12 protein-coding genes are annotated in these 16,765 nt (G+C 42.5%); 8 read left to right on the top strand and 4 right to left on the bottom strand.

Annotated features, from left to right (window positions below; all coding sequences use genetic code 11):
- Positions 1 to 143 precede the first annotated feature (143 nt).
- Entirely contained in the window at positions 144 to 1,937 is a 1,794-nt protein-coding gene (locus IGI92_RS10305; protein ID WP_008378667.1) for an oligopeptide ABC transporter substrate-binding protein, read from the top strand.
- 311 nt (positions 1,938 to 2,248) lie between these two features.
- Here IGI92_RS10305 and IGI92_RS10300 read toward each other — a convergent pair whose 3' ends face one another.
- Complete coding sequence (locus IGI92_RS10300) at positions 2,249 to 3,112, bottom strand: helix-turn-helix domain-containing protein (protein ID WP_008378664.1); 864 nt, start codon at positions 3,110 to 3,112, stop codon at positions 2,249 to 2,251.
- Between the two features lie 1,047 nt (positions 3,113 to 4,159).
- Here IGI92_RS10300 and IGI92_RS10295 point away from each other — a divergent pair.
- The 3 genes from IGI92_RS10295 to IGI92_RS10285 all read left to right on the top strand — a co-directional run bounded on the left by IGI92_RS10295 (position 4,160) and on the right by IGI92_RS10285 (position 8,634).
- A complete protein-coding gene (locus IGI92_RS10295; RefSeq protein WP_008378663.1) occupies positions 4,160 to 5,002 on the top strand; it encodes a PRD domain-containing protein in 843 nt (280 codons plus the stop codon).
- A 169-nt stretch (positions 5,003 to 5,171) separates the two neighbouring features.
- Positions 5,172 to 7,073, top strand: coding sequence for a beta-glucoside-specific PTS transporter subunit IIABC (locus IGI92_RS10290; protein ID WP_430606898.1), 1,902 nt, complete (start codon positions 5,172 to 5,174; stop codon positions 7,071 to 7,073).
- Positions 7,074 to 7,164: 91 nt separating this feature from the next.
- Positions 7,165 to 8,634 (top strand): glycoside hydrolase family 1 protein, encoded by a 1,470-nt coding sequence (locus IGI92_RS10285; protein ID WP_008378658.1) that lies wholly within the window; start codon positions 7,165 to 7,167, stop codon positions 8,632 to 8,634.
- 50 nt (positions 8,635 to 8,684) lie between these two features.
- Here the strand turns inward: IGI92_RS10285 and IGI92_RS10280 are convergent, their stop codons facing one another.
- The 3 genes from IGI92_RS10280 to IGI92_RS10270 form a co-directional block, all read right to left on the bottom strand.
- Entirely contained in the window at positions 8,685 to 8,870 is a 186-nt protein-coding gene (locus IGI92_RS10280) for a hypothetical protein (protein ID WP_016613442.1), read from the bottom strand.
- 346 nt (positions 8,871 to 9,216) lie between these two features.
- Positions 9,217 to 9,474: a hypothetical protein gene (locus tag IGI92_RS10275; RefSeq protein ID WP_005235163.1), complete on the bottom strand. Its 258-nt coding sequence runs from the start codon at positions 9,472 to 9,474 to the stop codon at positions 9,217 to 9,219.
- A gap of 106 nt (positions 9,475 to 9,580) precedes the next feature.
- Positions 9,581 to 10,756: a helix-turn-helix transcriptional regulator gene (locus tag IGI92_RS10270; RefSeq protein ID WP_430606896.1), complete on the bottom strand. Its 1,176-nt coding sequence runs from the start codon at positions 10,754 to 10,756 to the stop codon at positions 9,581 to 9,583.
- 160 nt (positions 10,757 to 10,916) lie between these two features.
- Here IGI92_RS10270 and IGI92_RS10265 point away from each other — a divergent pair, with 160 nt between their 5' ends.
- The 4 genes from IGI92_RS10265 to IGI92_RS10250 are packed head-to-tail and all read left to right on the top strand — an operon-like array spanning position 10,917 to position 16,762.
- Positions 10,917 to 13,118 (top strand): glycoside hydrolase family 3 N-terminal domain-containing protein, encoded by a 2,202-nt coding sequence (locus tag IGI92_RS10265; RefSeq protein WP_430606893.1) that lies wholly within the window; start codon positions 10,917 to 10,919, stop codon positions 13,116 to 13,118.
- A 19-nt stretch (positions 13,119 to 13,137) separates the two neighbouring features.
- Complete coding sequence (locus IGI92_RS10260) at positions 13,138 to 14,490, top strand: PTS sugar transporter subunit IIC (RefSeq protein ID WP_430606892.1); 1,353 nt, start codon at positions 13,138 to 13,140, stop codon at positions 14,488 to 14,490.
- 9 nt (positions 14,491 to 14,499) lie between these two features.
- Positions 14,500 to 15,405 (top strand): ROK family protein, encoded by a 906-nt coding sequence (locus IGI92_RS10255; RefSeq protein WP_430606891.1) that lies wholly within the window; start codon positions 14,500 to 14,502, stop codon positions 15,403 to 15,405.
- Complete coding sequence (locus IGI92_RS10250; RefSeq protein ID WP_430606889.1) at positions 15,398 to 16,762, top strand: glycoside hydrolase family 1 protein; 1,365 nt, start codon at positions 15,398 to 15,400, stop codon at positions 16,760 to 16,762. Before IGI92_RS10255 ends, IGI92_RS10250 begins: the two co-directional genes overlap by 8 nt.
- The last annotated feature ends 3 nt before the right edge of the window (positions 16,763 to 16,765 follow it).

The raw sequence follows: 16,765 nt of genomic DNA, 5'->3' as shown, positions 1-16,765 counted from the left end.
AAGAGTTTTGAGAAAATTGTTATAATTTAGTTAATCTCGTTCAGATTTTCTAATAAAAAAGCCATTTTAAGATAAAAAAAACTGTTTGCTTGGTTTTTTTATCAGTGAATCACAAATGAGGGGATTTAATAAGGAGGAAGAGTATGAAGAAAACGAAGTTTGGCATGATTACTTTATTGGCAGCGCTTGTTTTAGGGGCTTGCGGACAAAGTAACGGAGGTGGAACAGGTTCGACAGATACAGGAGAGTCGTCATCAGACGCTGCAGCATCAGATATCAGCACATTACCGCTAGCGGTAGTCAATGATGATGAAGTGATTGAAGGTGGAGTTTTAGACGTTGCTGTAGTAATGGACACTCAGTTCCAAGGATTATTCCAGTGGGAGTTCTATCAGGATGCCTATGACCGTGACTTTATGTTACCAAGTCATGAATATCTATTCTTACAAGATGAGGATTTTAAGATTATTGATGGTGGACCTGCAGACTTAGACTTGGATGTCGAAAACAATAAAGCGACGATCACATTACGTGATGAACTAAAATGGTCGGACGGGGTAGATGTTACAGCCGAAGATGTCATTTTTTCTTATGAAGTCATTGGTCATCAAGACTATGATGGCGTTCGCTACAATAATGACTTTACTAATATTGTTGGAATGGAAGAATACCATAGCGGTGAAGCAGATACGATTTCTGGGATCACAGCAGTTAGCGATAAAGTAGTTGAGATCGAATTTAAGGAAATGCATCCTGGAATGCAGCAATCCGGTGGAGCAATTTGGAACGCGGCATTACCAAAACATACCTTTGAAGGTATTGAAGTAGCAGATATGCCATCCAGTGATCCTGTACGGACAAACCCAATTGGTTTTGGTCCTTACAAGATGACGAATATCGTACCTGGGGAAACCGTAGAGTATGTTCCGAATGAACATTATTATGGGGGAACACCAACATTAGAAAAAATTGTGATGCGTAATGTTCCATCTGCATCGATCAATGAAGCACTAAATGCAAAACAATATGATTTAGTATTGAAAATGCCAACAGATACGTTCGATACGTATCAAGATATGGATGGCTACCAAATGTTAGGACGACCAGAACAATCTTACACCTATCTTGGTTTTAATTTAGGAACATGGAATGACGAAACAAATAGTGTTGATTTTGATCCAAACGCAAAAATGGCCAACAAAGCATTGCGTCAAGCAATGGGCTATGCTATCGATAATGATGCGATTGGTGAGCGTTTCTACCATGGCTTGCGTTCAAATGGTACAACATTGATCCCACCGGTTTATGGTAGTTTGCACAGCACTGATGTGGAAGGTTACCACTTAGATATGGATAAAGCAAATCAACTCCTAGATGATGCTGGCTTTATCGATGTTGATGGTGATGGCTTCCGGGAAGATCCAGATGGCAATAAATTAACCATCAATTTTGCTTCAATGTCAGGTGGAGAAGTGGCACAACCACTGGCAGATTACTATGTCCAACAATGGCAAGAAATCGGTTTGGATGTCCAATACTCTACAGGACGTTTGATCGACTTCCAAGCATTCTATGACAAGTTGAAAAATGATGATCCAGATATCGATGTTTTCCAAGCTGCTTGGTCTACTGGATCAGATCCATCACCAACTAGCTTATGGGGACCAAATTCAGCCTTTAACTACACCCGTTACGAGTCTGAACGCAATACAGAATTGTTAGCAGCCATCGATTCAAATGATTCCTTCGATGAAGAAAAACGTAAAGAAGCATTTGATGCATGGCAAGAATATGCATTTGAAGAAGCGTTTGCTATTCCGACATTGTACCGTAACCAAGTTTTGCCGGTCTCTGATCGTGTCGCAAACTTTACGTGGGCATATGATCCAGATCATAATCCATGGGCACGAGTTGGAGTGACTTCAGAATCTCGCTAATCGATTTGTTGAATCACTGAAATCAAAAAAGAACAACGCTTTTGTCGTTTTCTGAAAAGCCAGCTCAGTTTACTTCTATAGTTAACCGGAGGGATGAGTTGTGCAAAATCAAATCTGGGTCAGGATAAACCAGATACGTTTTAAGATTTTAGCCCGAAAACCAGTTAGGTCTACGCACCTAACTGGTTTTTTGTGTACAAGTTAGGCCAGCATTTGACTGAAAAACGCCTGTCCTTCAATGAGCAGACAGGCGTTTACGAAAAAGATAAATCATGCTTGTAAGTATATAGGATGATTCAAAGGGAAGAATGTTAAATGGAGATATTCGTCACGGTATGAATCAAGTTTTGCAGGTCATTTTTATGGTTCTGGTAACCGGCTTGTTCGATAACGATTAAGCTGTTTCTTAACACTTCTTTGTTTAATTGAGAAGATTGCAAATAGGAGTAAATTTCTTGATACAAGACTTGATGGATTTTCAAATAAAAATACAGAGGTGTATTAGGCAAGGGATGAGACAAAAGCAGAAACTTGTTAAGCAGATAGGAATCCTTACTTTCACTGGCAAAGGCGCAGCCATTTAAGATCACAACACTTAACAGATTTGCATAAAAGGGATCATTGGCATAGCGAAGAATTTTTTTGATCCCATGATCTAAATAGTAACTGATGGTTTCTTGGTCGAAAATAAATAACAAATTTGAGAATAAGTTCAACTCAAAGCGCCCCCAGGTTTCGATATCAAACAAGTATTGCTTTACCAGTTCAACTTCTTGGGTGTAAGCTCCTCGATTCATCAGAAATGATTCACGGTTGAGCAGCAGCAGGCCTTGGACATACAAAGAATAATAAAAAAAATTTTGTGTCTCAAAGTAGCGTTCCTCAAGGCTAGTCAAGTAGTCGATAGTCAGTGTTCGATCATAGTATCGGGTATAGAAATCTTGCACCAGCTGACGTTTCTGTCCTGTGGCTTCGCTGTCGATCAACAGACTGAACTCATGAACCGTGATATTCATTTTGTCTAAGTAGTCAAACAAGGTTTGTGAAGAGAGATTTGTTTTGCGATTTTCGAAAGAAGAAAGGGTGGTGCGAGAGGAAATACCTTCGGCAAGCTTGGCTTGCGAGATTTTGCGATCTGTGCGCAGTTTTTTGATTAAAGAGCCTTGCTGTTTCATGGGGGACCTCCTTAATTGTGACGCATTTCTGAACAATGTGATTTTAATAACATGTTATCAAATATAATAGGGTATAGCAAATAATAAAGGAGGTCGTTTTTCATGGAATTTGAACCATTTGGTCCTTGGGAAATCAACCCATTTAAAAACTAGTACAGGCTTTCATTTAGATACTTGTCATTGAAGGATCAGTGACAGATTGATAAATGAAATTTAGTTTACGTCCTGCTTTTTTCGCGGCGAACTGCGAACATTCTAAGCAGGAAAGAGAAGATCTTGAAGAATCGAAAGGTTATTTGGTTGATTCCCCCACTCAAAGAGACCTTTTCGTTTGTGGAAGTCATGAAACGCATGAATCGCGCAAGGTGGTCAGTCCCGTTGAATGTCTGTCATGCACCAGACCTTCCCCAATTTTCTGATTCTTTGTGATTGATCGTCTTTCAAGCATCATACTTCCAGCTATGACCGTAATGCACGAAGATTACGGTTTTTTGTGGTCTTATTGTGCTACACAGTAAACCTTGTATTTCAAGTGAACTAAAAGACCAAAGCTAGAAAAGAAATTCAGTGAGAACGATAGTGAAAAATAGTCAAAAACCAAAAAAGAAAAACGTTTGCAAAAAAAGTGTTGACATTTTTTCTCAGAATGAGTACTATTATCTCAACGGAACACGAGAGTGTTCTCATTACTGGATTCGTTACTGTTCGGCAGGCAAGACCAGAGGAAAAAAGTGCATTGATTACCCAAAGTTTCTTGGGTTGTACACTTTTTTGCTTTGGTCTTCTTTTTTTGCTCCATTATTTCTATTCGCTAAAAAAGAACCGGTTCCAAGGTAAGGTCCAGTCATTGATCATCAAAGGAGGGGAGAAGTAAAACGCAATGAAGTGCCAGCTAGGTTTGACGATATCCTGCAGTACTGCCTGGAGCAGACATTCACCTCGTCACTTAATGGCAAGTCAGAGAAAGAAAAAAATACAAGACCTTCTGCATAGACGTCAAACGATGCAAAGCTGTGTATGCGCTATGCTGATCAAGGAGGATCGTTCGTGAAGATTATCAAGAGGATCAACAACAATGTTGTACTTTCAAAAGAAGATGAAGTTGAAGTGATCCTAATGGGAAAAGGGATCGGCTTTCAAACGAAACCGGGTGACCTGATTCCGGCTGAGCGAATCGAAAAAAAATACTACCCAGAAGATGACTTGACAGTGGAACATATGTCGAAAGTCATGACGAAGGCTGACGAGAAACAAATGGCCGTCATTTATGAAATCGTGCGTCTTTTTCGGGAAAGTGTTGGAACCGATTTCAATCCAAACGTTTATTTCACACTGATGGATCATATCTTGTTTGCCATCAGTCGTCAAAAGCAAGAAATTGTTTTGACCAATCCCATGCATTGGGAAATCAAGAAAATCTATGCCAAGGAATATGCGGTCAGTGTCCAAGCGGTCGAGTTGATCCGCAAAGAGCTGTATCCCGATTTTTCGCAAGAAGAAGCTGCGTTTATCACTTTGCATTTCGTCAATGCGCAAATTGAAAAAAGCGCCAATCAAAGTGCCTATGAGCACACCGAGTTGACCAACAATATTTTACGGATCGTTAAGTATAGCATGAACATCGAGTACGATGAGAATTCTTCCTACTTCCAACGGTTTGTGACCCACATTCGCTATTATTTAATTCGACAAAGTCAAGAAAAAGAAGAGCCAGTATTGGCTAATCCGATGATTGCCTTGGCTTTCAGCAGCTATCCGAAAGAAAAAGAAACCGCAGATTCGATCAAAGAATACTTATTTGAACAAAAGGGCTGGCATGTCAACGATATGGAATTGATGTATTTGATTCTGCATATCGGTAACTTAGCCGCTCACTCAAAATTAACCTAAGAATGGAAATGGATTCGTTACAGTTCGGCTGGCAAGACCTGCACTTTCTTACAATACTCGTTGAGGAGACCCGTCTCGTTTTTTATGGGTGATACTCCTGCTTGTTTATTGTAGAAATGGCCGGTCTTTTTATTTTTATTAAATGATCTATTAAAAAGGAGAAATCAAAATGGCAAAATATACTGAATTAGCACAAGACATTTTGGCCCACGTTGGCGGCAAAGAAAATGTCTCTTCTGTAAAACACTGTGTGACTCGCTTACGTTTCCACTTAAAAGACGAAAGCAAAGCAGACACAGATTATTTGCAAAAACGTGACGGTGTCGTGACCGTTGTCAAAGCAGGCGGACAATACCAAGTGGTTATCGGTAATCATGTGCCAGATGTTTACGATGAAGTGCTGAAAGTCGGCGGATTAGCCGATGGCGGCAGTCTTGATATCGACGAAGGCGACGAAAAGAAAGGCAGTTTGTTTGACCGCTTTATCGATGTCATCTCAAGTTTGTTTCAACCGTTCTTAGGTCCATTAGCGGCAGCCGGTATTTTAAAAGGGATCACGGCGCTACTTGCAGCAACTGGGATGGAAGCGACCAATGGAATCTATGTAGTAATGAATACCCTAGGCGATGGTTTGTTCCAATACTTACCTATGATCTTAGCCGTAACTGCTGCAAAGAAATTTAAGATGAATACCTATACAGCATTAGCGATTGCAGGTGCGATGGTCTATCCTGGTTTAGCAGAAAGCGTTGCTGAAGCGAGCAAAGTCTTTGGTCTAACCTTGACCTTACCAGCAGGTGGCTACTTTAATAGCGTACTGCCGGTTATTTTAGCGATTTTTGTCGCTTCGAAAATTGAACAGTTTATGCGCAAAGTTACACCTGATGTAGTCAAAATGTTTGTGGTTCCTTTTGTAACGATTTTGATCACTGTGCCGTTGACCTTCTTTGTGGTAGGTCCAGTCGCAAATACAGCATCTAGCTGGATCGGTATTGCTTTCCAAGCGGTTTATGATTTCAGCCCAATCATTTATGGATTTGCTTTAGGGGCATTATGGCAAGTATTGGTAATGTTTGGTCTTCACTGGGGTCTTGTGCCATTGGCGATCATGGATATGGCGCAAAACGGCTCTTCGATTATTTTGACCGCCGCAGTGCTACCATGTTTCACGCAAACGGGTGTGCTAGCAGCGATTTGGTTGAAAACGAAAGAACCAAAAGTCAAACAAGGCGCAATGCCAGCATTGATCTCATCGATCTTCGGTGTGACTGAACCTGCGATCTACGGTTATACTTTGCCAATGAAAACACCATTTATCGTTTCTTGTTTAGTTTCAGGTTTCGTTGGTATCTACTTGTCAATCTTTAACGTTACTGGTTACGCAATGGGCGGTATGGGTATCTTCTTGTACCCTGCATATATCGATCCAGCAACAGGCAGCTTCCATAGCGTGATCCACTTAGCCATCGGTACAGTTATTGCAATCGTAGCGTCATTTATCATCATGATGTTATTGAAAGTACCAACTTTGTATACAACTGTTGATTCACCAGTCGACGGTCAAGCAACACCAGCAGCACCAGCACCAGAAGCGAAAACCGTTTCTGCCAGCGTCAAAGATGAAACAGTCAAAAGCCCAGTAACCGGTCAAGTGGTTGCTTTAGCAGATGTGGAAGACAAAGTCTTTTCTTCAGGTGCTATGGGAAAAGGGATCGCCGTTGAACCAGCGATCGGTGAAATCACTGCTCCAGCAGATGCAGAAGTCAAAATCTTGTTTCCAACAAAACATGCCATCGGCTTAGTCACTGAGGATGGGACAGAATTATTGATCCACATCGGCATGAATACGGTGGAACTTGAAGGCAATCACTTTACTGCCTACATCAACCAAGGAGACAAAGTCAAAGCCGGTCAAAAATTGATCTCTTTTGATACTGAAGCGATTCGTGCGGAAGGCTATTCCTTACTGACACCAGTCATCGTCACAAACTCTAACGACTACAGTGACATCCAAACGACACAGTCAAAAGAAGTAACAGCGAACGACAATTTGATCGAAGTCGTAAAATAAATGCGTTTATCGGCACGTCGTAGGATCAGTAAGAATGCTTTCTTACTGATCCGCTGTGTCGATCAATAAAGAAAAAGAAAGTAGGCTAATCATGACAGAAAAACAATTTCCAAAAGGCTTTTTATGGGGCGGCGCCACTGCAGCCAACCAATTTGAAGGAGCATGGAACGAAGGCGGACGTGGCCCAGCGACATCCGATACGGCGATCGCTGTCAAACCAGAAGACCGTAAAAACATGGCAGAATTTGCTGCACCAATGACTCGGGAAAAAGTCTTGTTTGCCTTAAATGACAAAGAAGGCTTGTATCCAAAACGTTGGGGATCAGATTTCTACCATCGTTACAAAGAAGATATCGCCTTGTACGCAGAGATGGGCTTTAAAACGTTCCGTCTGTCCATCGCTTGGTCAAGAATTTTTCCAAATGGTGACGATGTTCAGCCAAATGAAGAAGGCTTGCAATTTTATGACAACGTGTTTGATGAGTGTGCAAAATACGGGATCGAACCCTTAGTGACCCTCTCTCACTACGAAACACCTATCGGGATCGCGTTAAACTATGGCGGCTGGAAAAATCGCCAAGTGATCGATTTGTTCGTCAAATACGCAGAAACTGTGTTGACCCGCTACAAAGACAAAGTCAAATATTGGTTGACCTTCAATGAAATCAATATCATGGGGATCTCTGGCTATGTTGGCGGTGCCTTGTTATCCGAAGATGGCACGCAAAACCTTTCTGACATGTATCAAGCTGTGCATCATCAATTTGTGGCTTCTAGTTTAGCAACAAAATTTGCCCACGAAATCAATCCTGATATCAAAGTAGGGATGATGTTGGCACGGATGCAAGCCTACCCAGCTACACCAAATCCAGCAGATGTGATGGAAGAAATCAAGCGTGACCACGAGAATCTCTTCTTCTCTGATGTCCAAGTTCGTGGGAAGTATCCAGCGTATACGAAGCGCTTCTTTAAAGAAAACGGCATCGAAGTGACCTTCGAAGATGGCGATTTAGACATTCTTGCGCAATACCCTGTCGACTTCATGTCCTTTTCTTACTACATGAGTTCTATTGCCCGCCACAATCCTGAAGAAGGCGGCGAAGCAACGGCCGGCAACTTTTCTTTAGGCGAATCAAACCCATACTTGGAAGCCTCTGACTGGGGGTGGCAAATCGATCCAATCGGCTTGCGTGTGACTTTGAATAACTTGTACGACCGCTACCAAGTACCATTGTTTATCGTTGAAAACGGCTTAGGTGCCTTGGATACGGTGGAAGAGGATGGTTCGATCCATGACAGCTATCGAATCGATTATTTGAAGGCGCATATCGAACAAATGTATGAAGCGATCGAAGATGGTGTGGAATTGATGGGCTATACGCCTTGGGGTTGTACCGACTTAGTTTCGGCTTCAACGTCAGAAATGTCGAAACGCTACGGCTTTGTCTATGTAGACGCGGATGATGAAGGAAACGGTAGCTTTGACCGTTCCCGTAAAGATAGTTTTTACTGGTACAAAGAAGTCATTGCTACCAATGGCGGTAGTTTGTTACAGGATTAAAAAATAAACCAAAGCGGCTCTCAAAAAAGAGAGCCGCTTTTTTGTTGTGCTCAGTAAAAAAAGAAGAGAAAGGGGGTTAGCAGCTGCCATGCTAGAAAGATCAATGAAACAGTCAACGCCCATTTTTTCATTTTGGGCTTAGGCACAACGGCTTCGGGCATCAAATAGACAAGAGAGAATACTGTAAGAAAAAACAACAGGGTCAGTGGTTGGACGACAAAGGTCAGCCAGTTCATAGGGCAAGCTCCTTTTATGAGGATTGATGATTTGTTCTTTCGTGTTATTATTTTGCAAATTCATTATATATTTAGTTCGTTAAAAAGGCAAGGAGCTCATGGAATAACGATCGTGTGCAGGAAGGGGGGAGAAAAACGAGTGGCACATCCTTGTATTTTGATTCGAATCTTTCTAGAGTAACACAGTAAGCTTGAGGTTAGAATCAGAACTAGCAATAAAAAAGCCCCTTTTCAGGGGAGGGGAGTTCTTTAAAAAGATAGGAAGAAACCCGTGTATTTGATGAAGCTATTGGTCCCTAGTTACTGGGGACCTGACTAATTTACGTGGAAAACCCGCCACTGTCATTCACCGTTTTCTGATCCTCAAGTAGAAAATAAAACAAAGAAGACTAGCCGAAATCAAGAAACCCATAAAATAGAAAGTTAGCTGCATGTCAGGCATCGTATAGGAATACTCTAAAATCTTACAAACAAAGATCACTAAAGAAACCGTGATGGATAAGGAAACCCATGTGAAACGCGGCAATCGTTTCGTTACGATGATCAATCCTAACGAAAAAAAGATGACTGGTACCCAAAAGATCAAGCGAGCAAGTTGGATCATTTTATCTCTCCTCATTCAAATTGATTTGAGTAAAAGGATAGCTTACAACGTTTGTTATTAAAAATAATAACCATTGTTTCTGAGCATTTTTTCGGAAATTGTGTCTTTAACTTAAAGCATGAGCGTAATGTTTCTCTTTAAATTCTTTTGGTGTTTGCCCCGTAACTGCTTTGAAATTGCGGATAAAATGGCTTTGATTGGCGAATGCCAACTGGGTGCTGATTTTTTCGTAGGAAAAATCTGTGAACAGCAATAGATGCTTGGCTTCGCTGATTTTTCGTTCCTGAATGTAACTGTGGATCGTTTTGTTCATTTCTTTTTTGAACTGATTACATAGATGGGTCTTATGTTTTTGAGTGATGGCTGCGAGGTCATCAATGGTCACTTTTTCGTAAAGATGGCTATCAACATGATTCACGATCGTCTTGACCAGCAGTGATTTTTGCGCCAGCGGGTAGCTGTGTAAAAGCTCCATAAAGCGGTAGGTGGCTTCTTTGATATAGCGGAGGCACTCCTCGGCAGAATGAATATAAACCAGACCTTGAATCAAGGAATCAGATAAGCCGAATGCTTGGTTGACTGGTACTCCTTCATCAATGCTCATGCGGGTCACGACAGCGACAAAGGCCGAAAACTTTAGTTTTAAGCCTTCAAGTTCATGAGGGGAAAGGGAAACACTGTAGGTCTCTTTCATTTTGTTAAATACCCAAACTACTTTTTCCGGCTCGTTTCGTTTGATGTAGTCAAGATAGCGCAATTCAAAATGATAGGAATCAAAGGTAGCTTCATGCACACGGCGTTCATAAAGATTGGTTTCCAAGCTAAGATCTGTTTGCATGGATCGGTCATGGGATTCAGTTTGGTAATGCCAATGGATTTGGTCTTTTGCCAACGGCTGCTCCGCAAACAGCGTATAAAGCAGCTGGATGTATTCTTCAAAGGAGTATTTGTCTTCTTTGGAATAGTGCACATTGTAGTGGTATTCATGTTCAAGAAATAGGTAAGACGTATCTGGTGTACCAATCACACCACAGGGTCCGATGACCATATAACAGGTTTTTCCAGTTAACTGAAACGCAAAACAACCAAGCATATATTTGCCGAAATGATAGAGATTTGCAACTGGGCCGTTCGTTTCTTCCAAATAGTGTTTCAGAGGATTCTTGGCTGTTAAGGTGAGTGGGGGATACAGCGGAGTCCCTTCTTGATCCAAGAGAATCATCGGGATCAAATATTTGCGATACAGCAGATCCATGGCGGTCGTAAGTGTTGTTTTGTTCATGAGACACCTCAAAGTCCAAACATTGTTTTTTCTTTTAGTATAACGTAAATTTTTTAGCATTCAATAAACAATTTATTATAAACACTAGTTTTTTAGTATATCTAAGGAAGGATTCTTTCTATAATTCAGATAAATAAAACGGTTACAGGAAGGAGCAAACATGGATAGTAAAAAATTGAAAGAATTGTTTCAGCAATTGACGCCAGAAGAAAAAATCGCTCAGACGATTCAATTGAATGGCAGTTTAGTCATTGAAAATGAGGTGATGACTACTGGCCCGATGCACGATTTAGGGCTTCCACCAAATTTGAAGATTCACGAGATTGGTTCGATTTATAATGTGAACGATTACCAAAAATTGATTCAGTTACAGAGGGAAACGTTAGCACACAGCCGACTCAAGATTCCTATGCTGTTTATGTCGGACGTCATCTACGGGTTTCGGACCATTTTTCCGATTCCCCTTGCCCAAGCAGGTTCCTACGATTTTAATTTGATCGAGCAAGCCGCTGAGATGACCGCCAAAGAATGTTACCAAAATGGCCTTCATGTGATCTTTTCACCCATGCTGGATCTTGTTCGCGATCCTCGCTGGGGCAGAGTGATGGAGTCGCCAGGAGAGGATGTGTATACGGCAAAACGTTTTGCTAAAAGCGTTGTGACCGGCTACCAAGGCAATCTTGATCAAGGAGTGGCAGAAAATCACGTTGCTGCTTGCATCAAACATTTTGCTGGTTATGGTGCACCCGAAGCGGGCAGAGAATACAATACGGTCGATATGTCCAATCAGCGCTTATTCAATGAATATTTGCAACCCTATCAAGCGGCGATCGAAGCCCAAGCACTGCTAGTGATGACGGCCTTCAACCTATTGAATGGTGAACCTGCAACGGGTAGCCGCTGGCTGAACCGAGAGATTTTGCGCGAACGTTTCGGTTTTGATGGGGTACTGGTCTCCGATCATGCCGCCATCAAAGAATTGGTCCCCCACGGTTTTGTCAAAGATGAACGGGAGGCCGCTCAGAAAGGTTTGGAAGCGGGCGTTGATTTTGATATGATGACATCGGTCTATGCAACTTACTTACCAGAACTGATCAAGCAACCTGAACTCGCGGCTTTATTAGACGAAGCAGTTTGGCGTATTCTGGTATTAAAAAATCAACTAGGACTGTTTGAAGACCCTTATCGAGGGTTGAAAACGCAACAGACGGGAGAAGTTTTGTCGGATGAAGCCAAAGAGCTAGCCGTTAAGCTAGTAGAAAAAAGCTGTGTGCTTTTAAAAAATGAGGGCAGCTTACCTTTGAAAAAGGACCAAACCGTCGCTGTGATCGGTCCTTATGGAGAAAGCCGGTTGACCTTAGGTTTTTGGGCGTCAGTCAGCGGCAAGCCACAAGACACGATTCCTTTAAAAACCGGTTTGCTGCAGCATTTCGCACCCGAAAACTTGATCTTTGCTCGTGGATACAATCTATTCGACTCGTATGAGCAATTTGGTCCTTTAAAAGCCGGGATCGAACAGCTGAATGGACCGATCGAACCAGAAGATCAGTTGCTTTTGGAAGCCATGGAAGCCGCCGAAGCCGCCGAAGTTATCGTCTTGACTTTTGGAGAGCAGTTTTTGGAGAGCGGCGAAGGGGCATCAAAAGCTCATTTGCAGCTGCCATTGAAACAAATTCGTTTGATCCAAGCGTTGAAAAAGACTGGCAAGCCTTTGATTGGCGTGCTTTACACTGGCAGACCGTTAGTCTTAACGCAAGTGGAAGCATTATTTGATAGTCTGTTGCTGGTTTGGTATCCGGGAACGATGGGTGGGATCGGAATCGGCAATCTGCTGAGTGGGCAGGCTTCTCCGACAGCAAAACTGGCGATGACCTTTCCTCGGAGTGAAGGACAGATCCCACTATACAGTGCCCAACTGCCAACGGGCAGACCTTTGACAGATAGTGAGCATTCTGATCGCTTTTTGTCAAAATACCGAGATGAATCAAATGAACCCTTATTCGCATTCGGAACAGGTCTTAGTTACAGTTCGTTTACTGGTGAATGGCTTGGTAGTGAAGTATCTAGCGAGACAATCCATTTGGCTTATCGAGTGAAAAACCAATCGGCAATAGCTGCAGAAACCGTCATCCAACTTTATCTCATGCAGCGTCCAGCGGCAATGGTTCGTCCAAGTCGCCAATTAATTGCGAGTGACCTCATCTCATTCGCGCCCCAAGAAGAAAAAGAGCGCAGATTGTCACTGCCGTTGTCAGAACTTGTTTTCTATGACAATCAAGGGAAGAAACACATAACCAAAGGTACTTATCGATTCCTAATGCGGATCGATCAAAAAGAAACGATGCTTAGTGTAACGATCTAAACTAAAGGAGTGAGAAAGAATGGAAAAATTAGAAGCATTTTTAAGTAGCAAACTATTACCAATGTCACAAAAATTACAACAAAACAAAGTATTGGCCGCTTTGATGGAGGGTTTTATTCGAACAAGTCCCATCACTTTAGGAATTGCGTTTATCACGATCATTGGAAATTTTCCGATTCCTGGTTGGACGGACTATTTGACGAAAATTGGCATCTTCCAGCATGTTGAAGCGATCACCAACGGAGCAACTGGCGTTTTTGCCTTGTATGTGGTATACAGTTTGGCGTATTCTTACGCAAAACAATTAGGAAGCAATGAACGCAATTCAGCGATTATTTCTTTAGCTAGTTTCATTATGTTGATGCCTCAAACCGTTGCAACGACTGTCATGCAAGATGGTCAAGCAGTGGAACAAACGATTGGAGCTTTGAAGCTTGATTTCTTAGGCGGACAAGGACTGTTTATCGGCATGCTGACCGCTTTATTGGTGACACGTTTCTATGCTTTCTTATCAAGAAAAAATATTATGATCAAGCTACCGGATAGTGTTCCCCCAATGGTAACCCAATCCTTAGCACCAGTGTTTGTGGTCACGATTATTTTTGTCGTCGTCTTTGTCATACGCGTCTTGTTTGGGTTTACTTCATCCGGCTCGATTTTCCAATTCTTTATTGATGTAATTAATGCACCATTAAACTCCTTAGTTGCCAGCCCGCTATCGATCATCATCATTATGGAAGTATTAGCCGTTTTATGGTTCTTCGGAATTCATAACGCAGTTTTACAAGGACCGCTCGGCGCGATTAGTATGACCATGGTCGTTTCGAATATTGCCGCTTACCAACAAGGACAAGCGCTGCCGTATCTGATTCCTTCAGTGATTTATATGGGCATGTATGCTGCTGGCTTCATGGGCTTTGTGACCTTCTTTATGATCCGCAGCAAATCGGCAAAAATGAAACAATTAGGAAAATTGTCGTTTATCCCGTCGATCTTTAACATCACAGAGCCAATCATGTTCGGGATGCCGATTATTTTGAATCCGTTGTTCTTTATTCCGCAAGTCTTTACACAATTGATCGCTGGCTTTGTGACCTGGGGATTGGCAACAACGATCCTCCCAATCAGCTTGAATCCAACCATGAGTCTATTGCCATGGACCACACCGACTTTTATCAAAATGCCCTTTTCAGGAGGACTTAACTACACGATCTTAATGATCATCTGTATGCTGATCGGTATTGTTATGTGGTATCCGTTTCTAAAAATTGCGGATAAAAAAGAGTACGAATTAGAAATGGCTGCTGAAAAAAAGCAAGCAAGTGAAGCAGCAAAAATGACAGAAAAAGTCGTGGAAGAAATTCAAGCGTAAACAAAGGAAGTGGCACATTTGGTTTATTTAGGAATTGATATCGGTGGGACGCACATCAAAACGGGATGGGTCGAACACGACGAGGTCAGTAAACGACGCACCATTTTAACCCCTGTAGCTTTTGAACCCTTTAAAGAAGCTATCAAAGGGCTATTGCAAAGCTATGCCCGTCAAGTTTCTTTCACGAAAGTGGCTATCGCAGTCCCTGGTTCAGTTAATGAAACAGGGACGGTCTTCTTTGGTGGTGCCTTGCCATACCTTGATGGGGTAAATTTGCCAGAATTGATCTGCCAGTTAAGCGATGGCATGGTGACAGAGGTTACTGTCGAAAACGACGCAAAAGCCGCCGCGCTAGGGGAAATGAAAGCCGGCAATCTGCAAGGGATCCAAAATGGTGCGGCAATCATTTTAGGAACAGGTGTGGGAGTTGGTCTTTGTCTCAATGGAAAACTCTATCGTGGGCATCATGGACAAGCTGGTGAAGTCAGTTTTATGATTCGTGACCGACAAATGAGAGGCGCGGACTCTTTTGTGGGAATCGGTCTTTCGGCTGTCGGATTAATTGAGCGTTTGGCTGCTAGTATGGCTATCGCGCCTGATGGTCCTTTGGTCTTTGATACCCTTACGAAAACTGCTGATCCTGAGGCAGAGGCTTTATTTTTAGCTTATACCAAAGAAATCGCTGTCTTGTGTTTCGATCTTCAGTGTCTTTTAGCTCTGGAGAAAATCGTTATCGGTGGCGGGATCAGCCGTCAGCCACGCTTGATCGAAGCCATATCTAGCAGCTATCAAGCTATTTTTAAAACCGCACCAATCATTGAGAAAACGCTGCAGCCAGTTGCGATCCAAGCCACTTATTTTCAAGCGGACGCCAACTTGATCGGCGCAGCCAAGGAGGAACCGTGGGATGAGTAAATTTCCGGAAGCATTTTTGTGGGGAGCATCCACTAGTGCTTATCAAGTAGAGGGCGCATGGGCAGAAGACGGCAAAGGTCCCTCAGTGCAAGACATCAAAGAGATTCCGCAAGGGACCACTGATTTTAAAGTAGCATCAGATCACTATCATCGCTATGAAGAAGATGTGAAATTGTTTAAAGAATTAGGGTTAAAAGCCTATCGTTTTTCTATATCATGGAGTCGAGTCATGCCCGATGGTCAGATCAACCCAGCAGGATTGGCGTTTTATCAAAACCTGATCGATCTGCTACTAGAAAACGAGATTCAACCAATCGTCACCGTATTCCATTTTGATCTGCCCGTTACGATCGCGAAGCAAGGCGGGTGGGAAAACCGAGAGACGATCCAAGCATTTGCTGATTACTGCCAAGTACTGTTCGAAAACTTTGGCCATCAAGTCCCGCTATGGCAAACCATCAACGAGCAAAATGTGATGGCACTTGCTGGTTTGGTCATTGGGACGAGTCAAAAATCCATGAAAGAAAAATTTCAAGAAAATCATCATATGCTAGTGGCACAAGCATTGGTGACCCAACAGTTTCATGCCGGTAATTTTAGCGGCAAGATTGGCCCAGCACCGAATATCGCCAGTGTCTATCCAGCTTCTGAAAAACCAGCCGATCAGCTGGCAGCTCTTTCTATGAGTGCGCTGAGAAATTGGTTATTCCTAGATGCGGCTGTTTTCGGCACATACAACCATAACGCATGGCATTTGTTAGAGACGATTGGTGCAGCACCGACAGTCACTGAAGCAGATCGAAAGATTTTGGCGGCTGGAACATGTGATTACATCGCATTGAATTATTATAATACGATGACCGTCAGCAGCTATTTTCAAAAAGAGACAAAACTCGATCAACAGTCTGGTTTCGGGATTCCCGGCTTTTTCCAAGCAGTAGAAAACACCCATTTGCCCATGACTGAATTCGGCTGGCCGATTGATCCAGAGGGCTTTCGTTTTACGTTGAACGAAATCTATTCCCGTTATCGTCTGCCTCTTTTGATCACGGAAAATGGCATTGGTGCCAAGGATGTTTTGACAACTGATGGTAAAATCCACGATGATTATCGGATCGACTACTTGCAACAGCACATCGAACAAATGGCGCTCGCAATCGAAGACGGCGTCGATGTGATCGGCTATTGTCCATGGAGTGCGATTGACCTAGTCAGTACTCATGAAGGCATCGCTAAACGCTACGGGTTTATCTATGTCAATCGTACGGACGAGCAGCTGTTGGACTTGGCGCGATACAAGAAAGATAGTTTTTATTGGTATCAAAACGTCATCGATAAAAACGGGTTAGGAGAGTAAGCG

It is taken from the genome of Enterococcus sp. DIV2379 (assembly GCF_050542965.1).
Taxonomy (GTDB): domain Bacteria; phylum Bacillota; class Bacilli; order Lactobacillales; family Enterococcaceae; genus Enterococcus_D; species Enterococcus_D entomosocium.
The sequence above is the reverse complement of the archived record's forward strand: the minus strand, read 5'-3'. Positions and strand labels throughout refer to the sequence as shown.

Excerpts from the sequence above, each read along its gene's own strand:
- IGI92_RS10250 (WP_430606889.1), top strand. The coding sequence starts at position 15,398 with ATGAGTAAATTTCCGGAAGCATTTTTGTGGGGAGCATCCACTAGTGCT.
- IGI92_RS10265 (WP_430606893.1), top strand. The coding sequence starts at position 10,917 with ATGGATAGTAAAAAATTGAAAGAATTGTTTCAGCAATTGACGCCAGAA.
- IGI92_RS10305 (WP_008378667.1), top strand. The coding sequence starts at position 144 with ATGAAGAAAACGAAGTTTGGCATGATTACTTTATTGGCAGCGCTTGTT.
- IGI92_RS10260 (WP_430606892.1), top strand. The coding sequence starts at position 13,138 with ATGGAAAAATTAGAAGCATTTTTAAGTAGCAAACTATTACCAATGTCA.
- IGI92_RS10300 (WP_008378664.1), bottom strand. The coding sequence starts at position 3,112 with ATGAAACAGCAAGGCTCTTTAATCAAAAAACTGCGCACAGATCGCAAA.
- IGI92_RS10280 (WP_016613442.1), bottom strand. The coding sequence starts at position 8,870 with ATGAACTGGCTGACCTTTGTCGTCCAACCACTGACCCTGTTGTTTTTT.
- IGI92_RS10275 (WP_005235163.1), bottom strand. The coding sequence starts at position 9,474 with ATGATCCAACTTGCTCGCTTGATCTTTTGGGTACCAGTCATCTTTTTT.
- IGI92_RS10290 (WP_430606898.1), top strand. The coding sequence starts at position 5,172 with ATGGCAAAATATACTGAATTAGCACAAGACATTTTGGCCCACGTTGGC.
- IGI92_RS10285 (WP_008378658.1), top strand. The coding sequence starts at position 7,165 with ATGACAGAAAAACAATTTCCAAAAGGCTTTTTATGGGGCGGCGCCACT.
- IGI92_RS10270 (WP_430606896.1), bottom strand. The coding sequence starts at position 10,756 with ATGAACAAAACAACACTTACGACCGCCATGGATCTGCTGTATCGCAAA.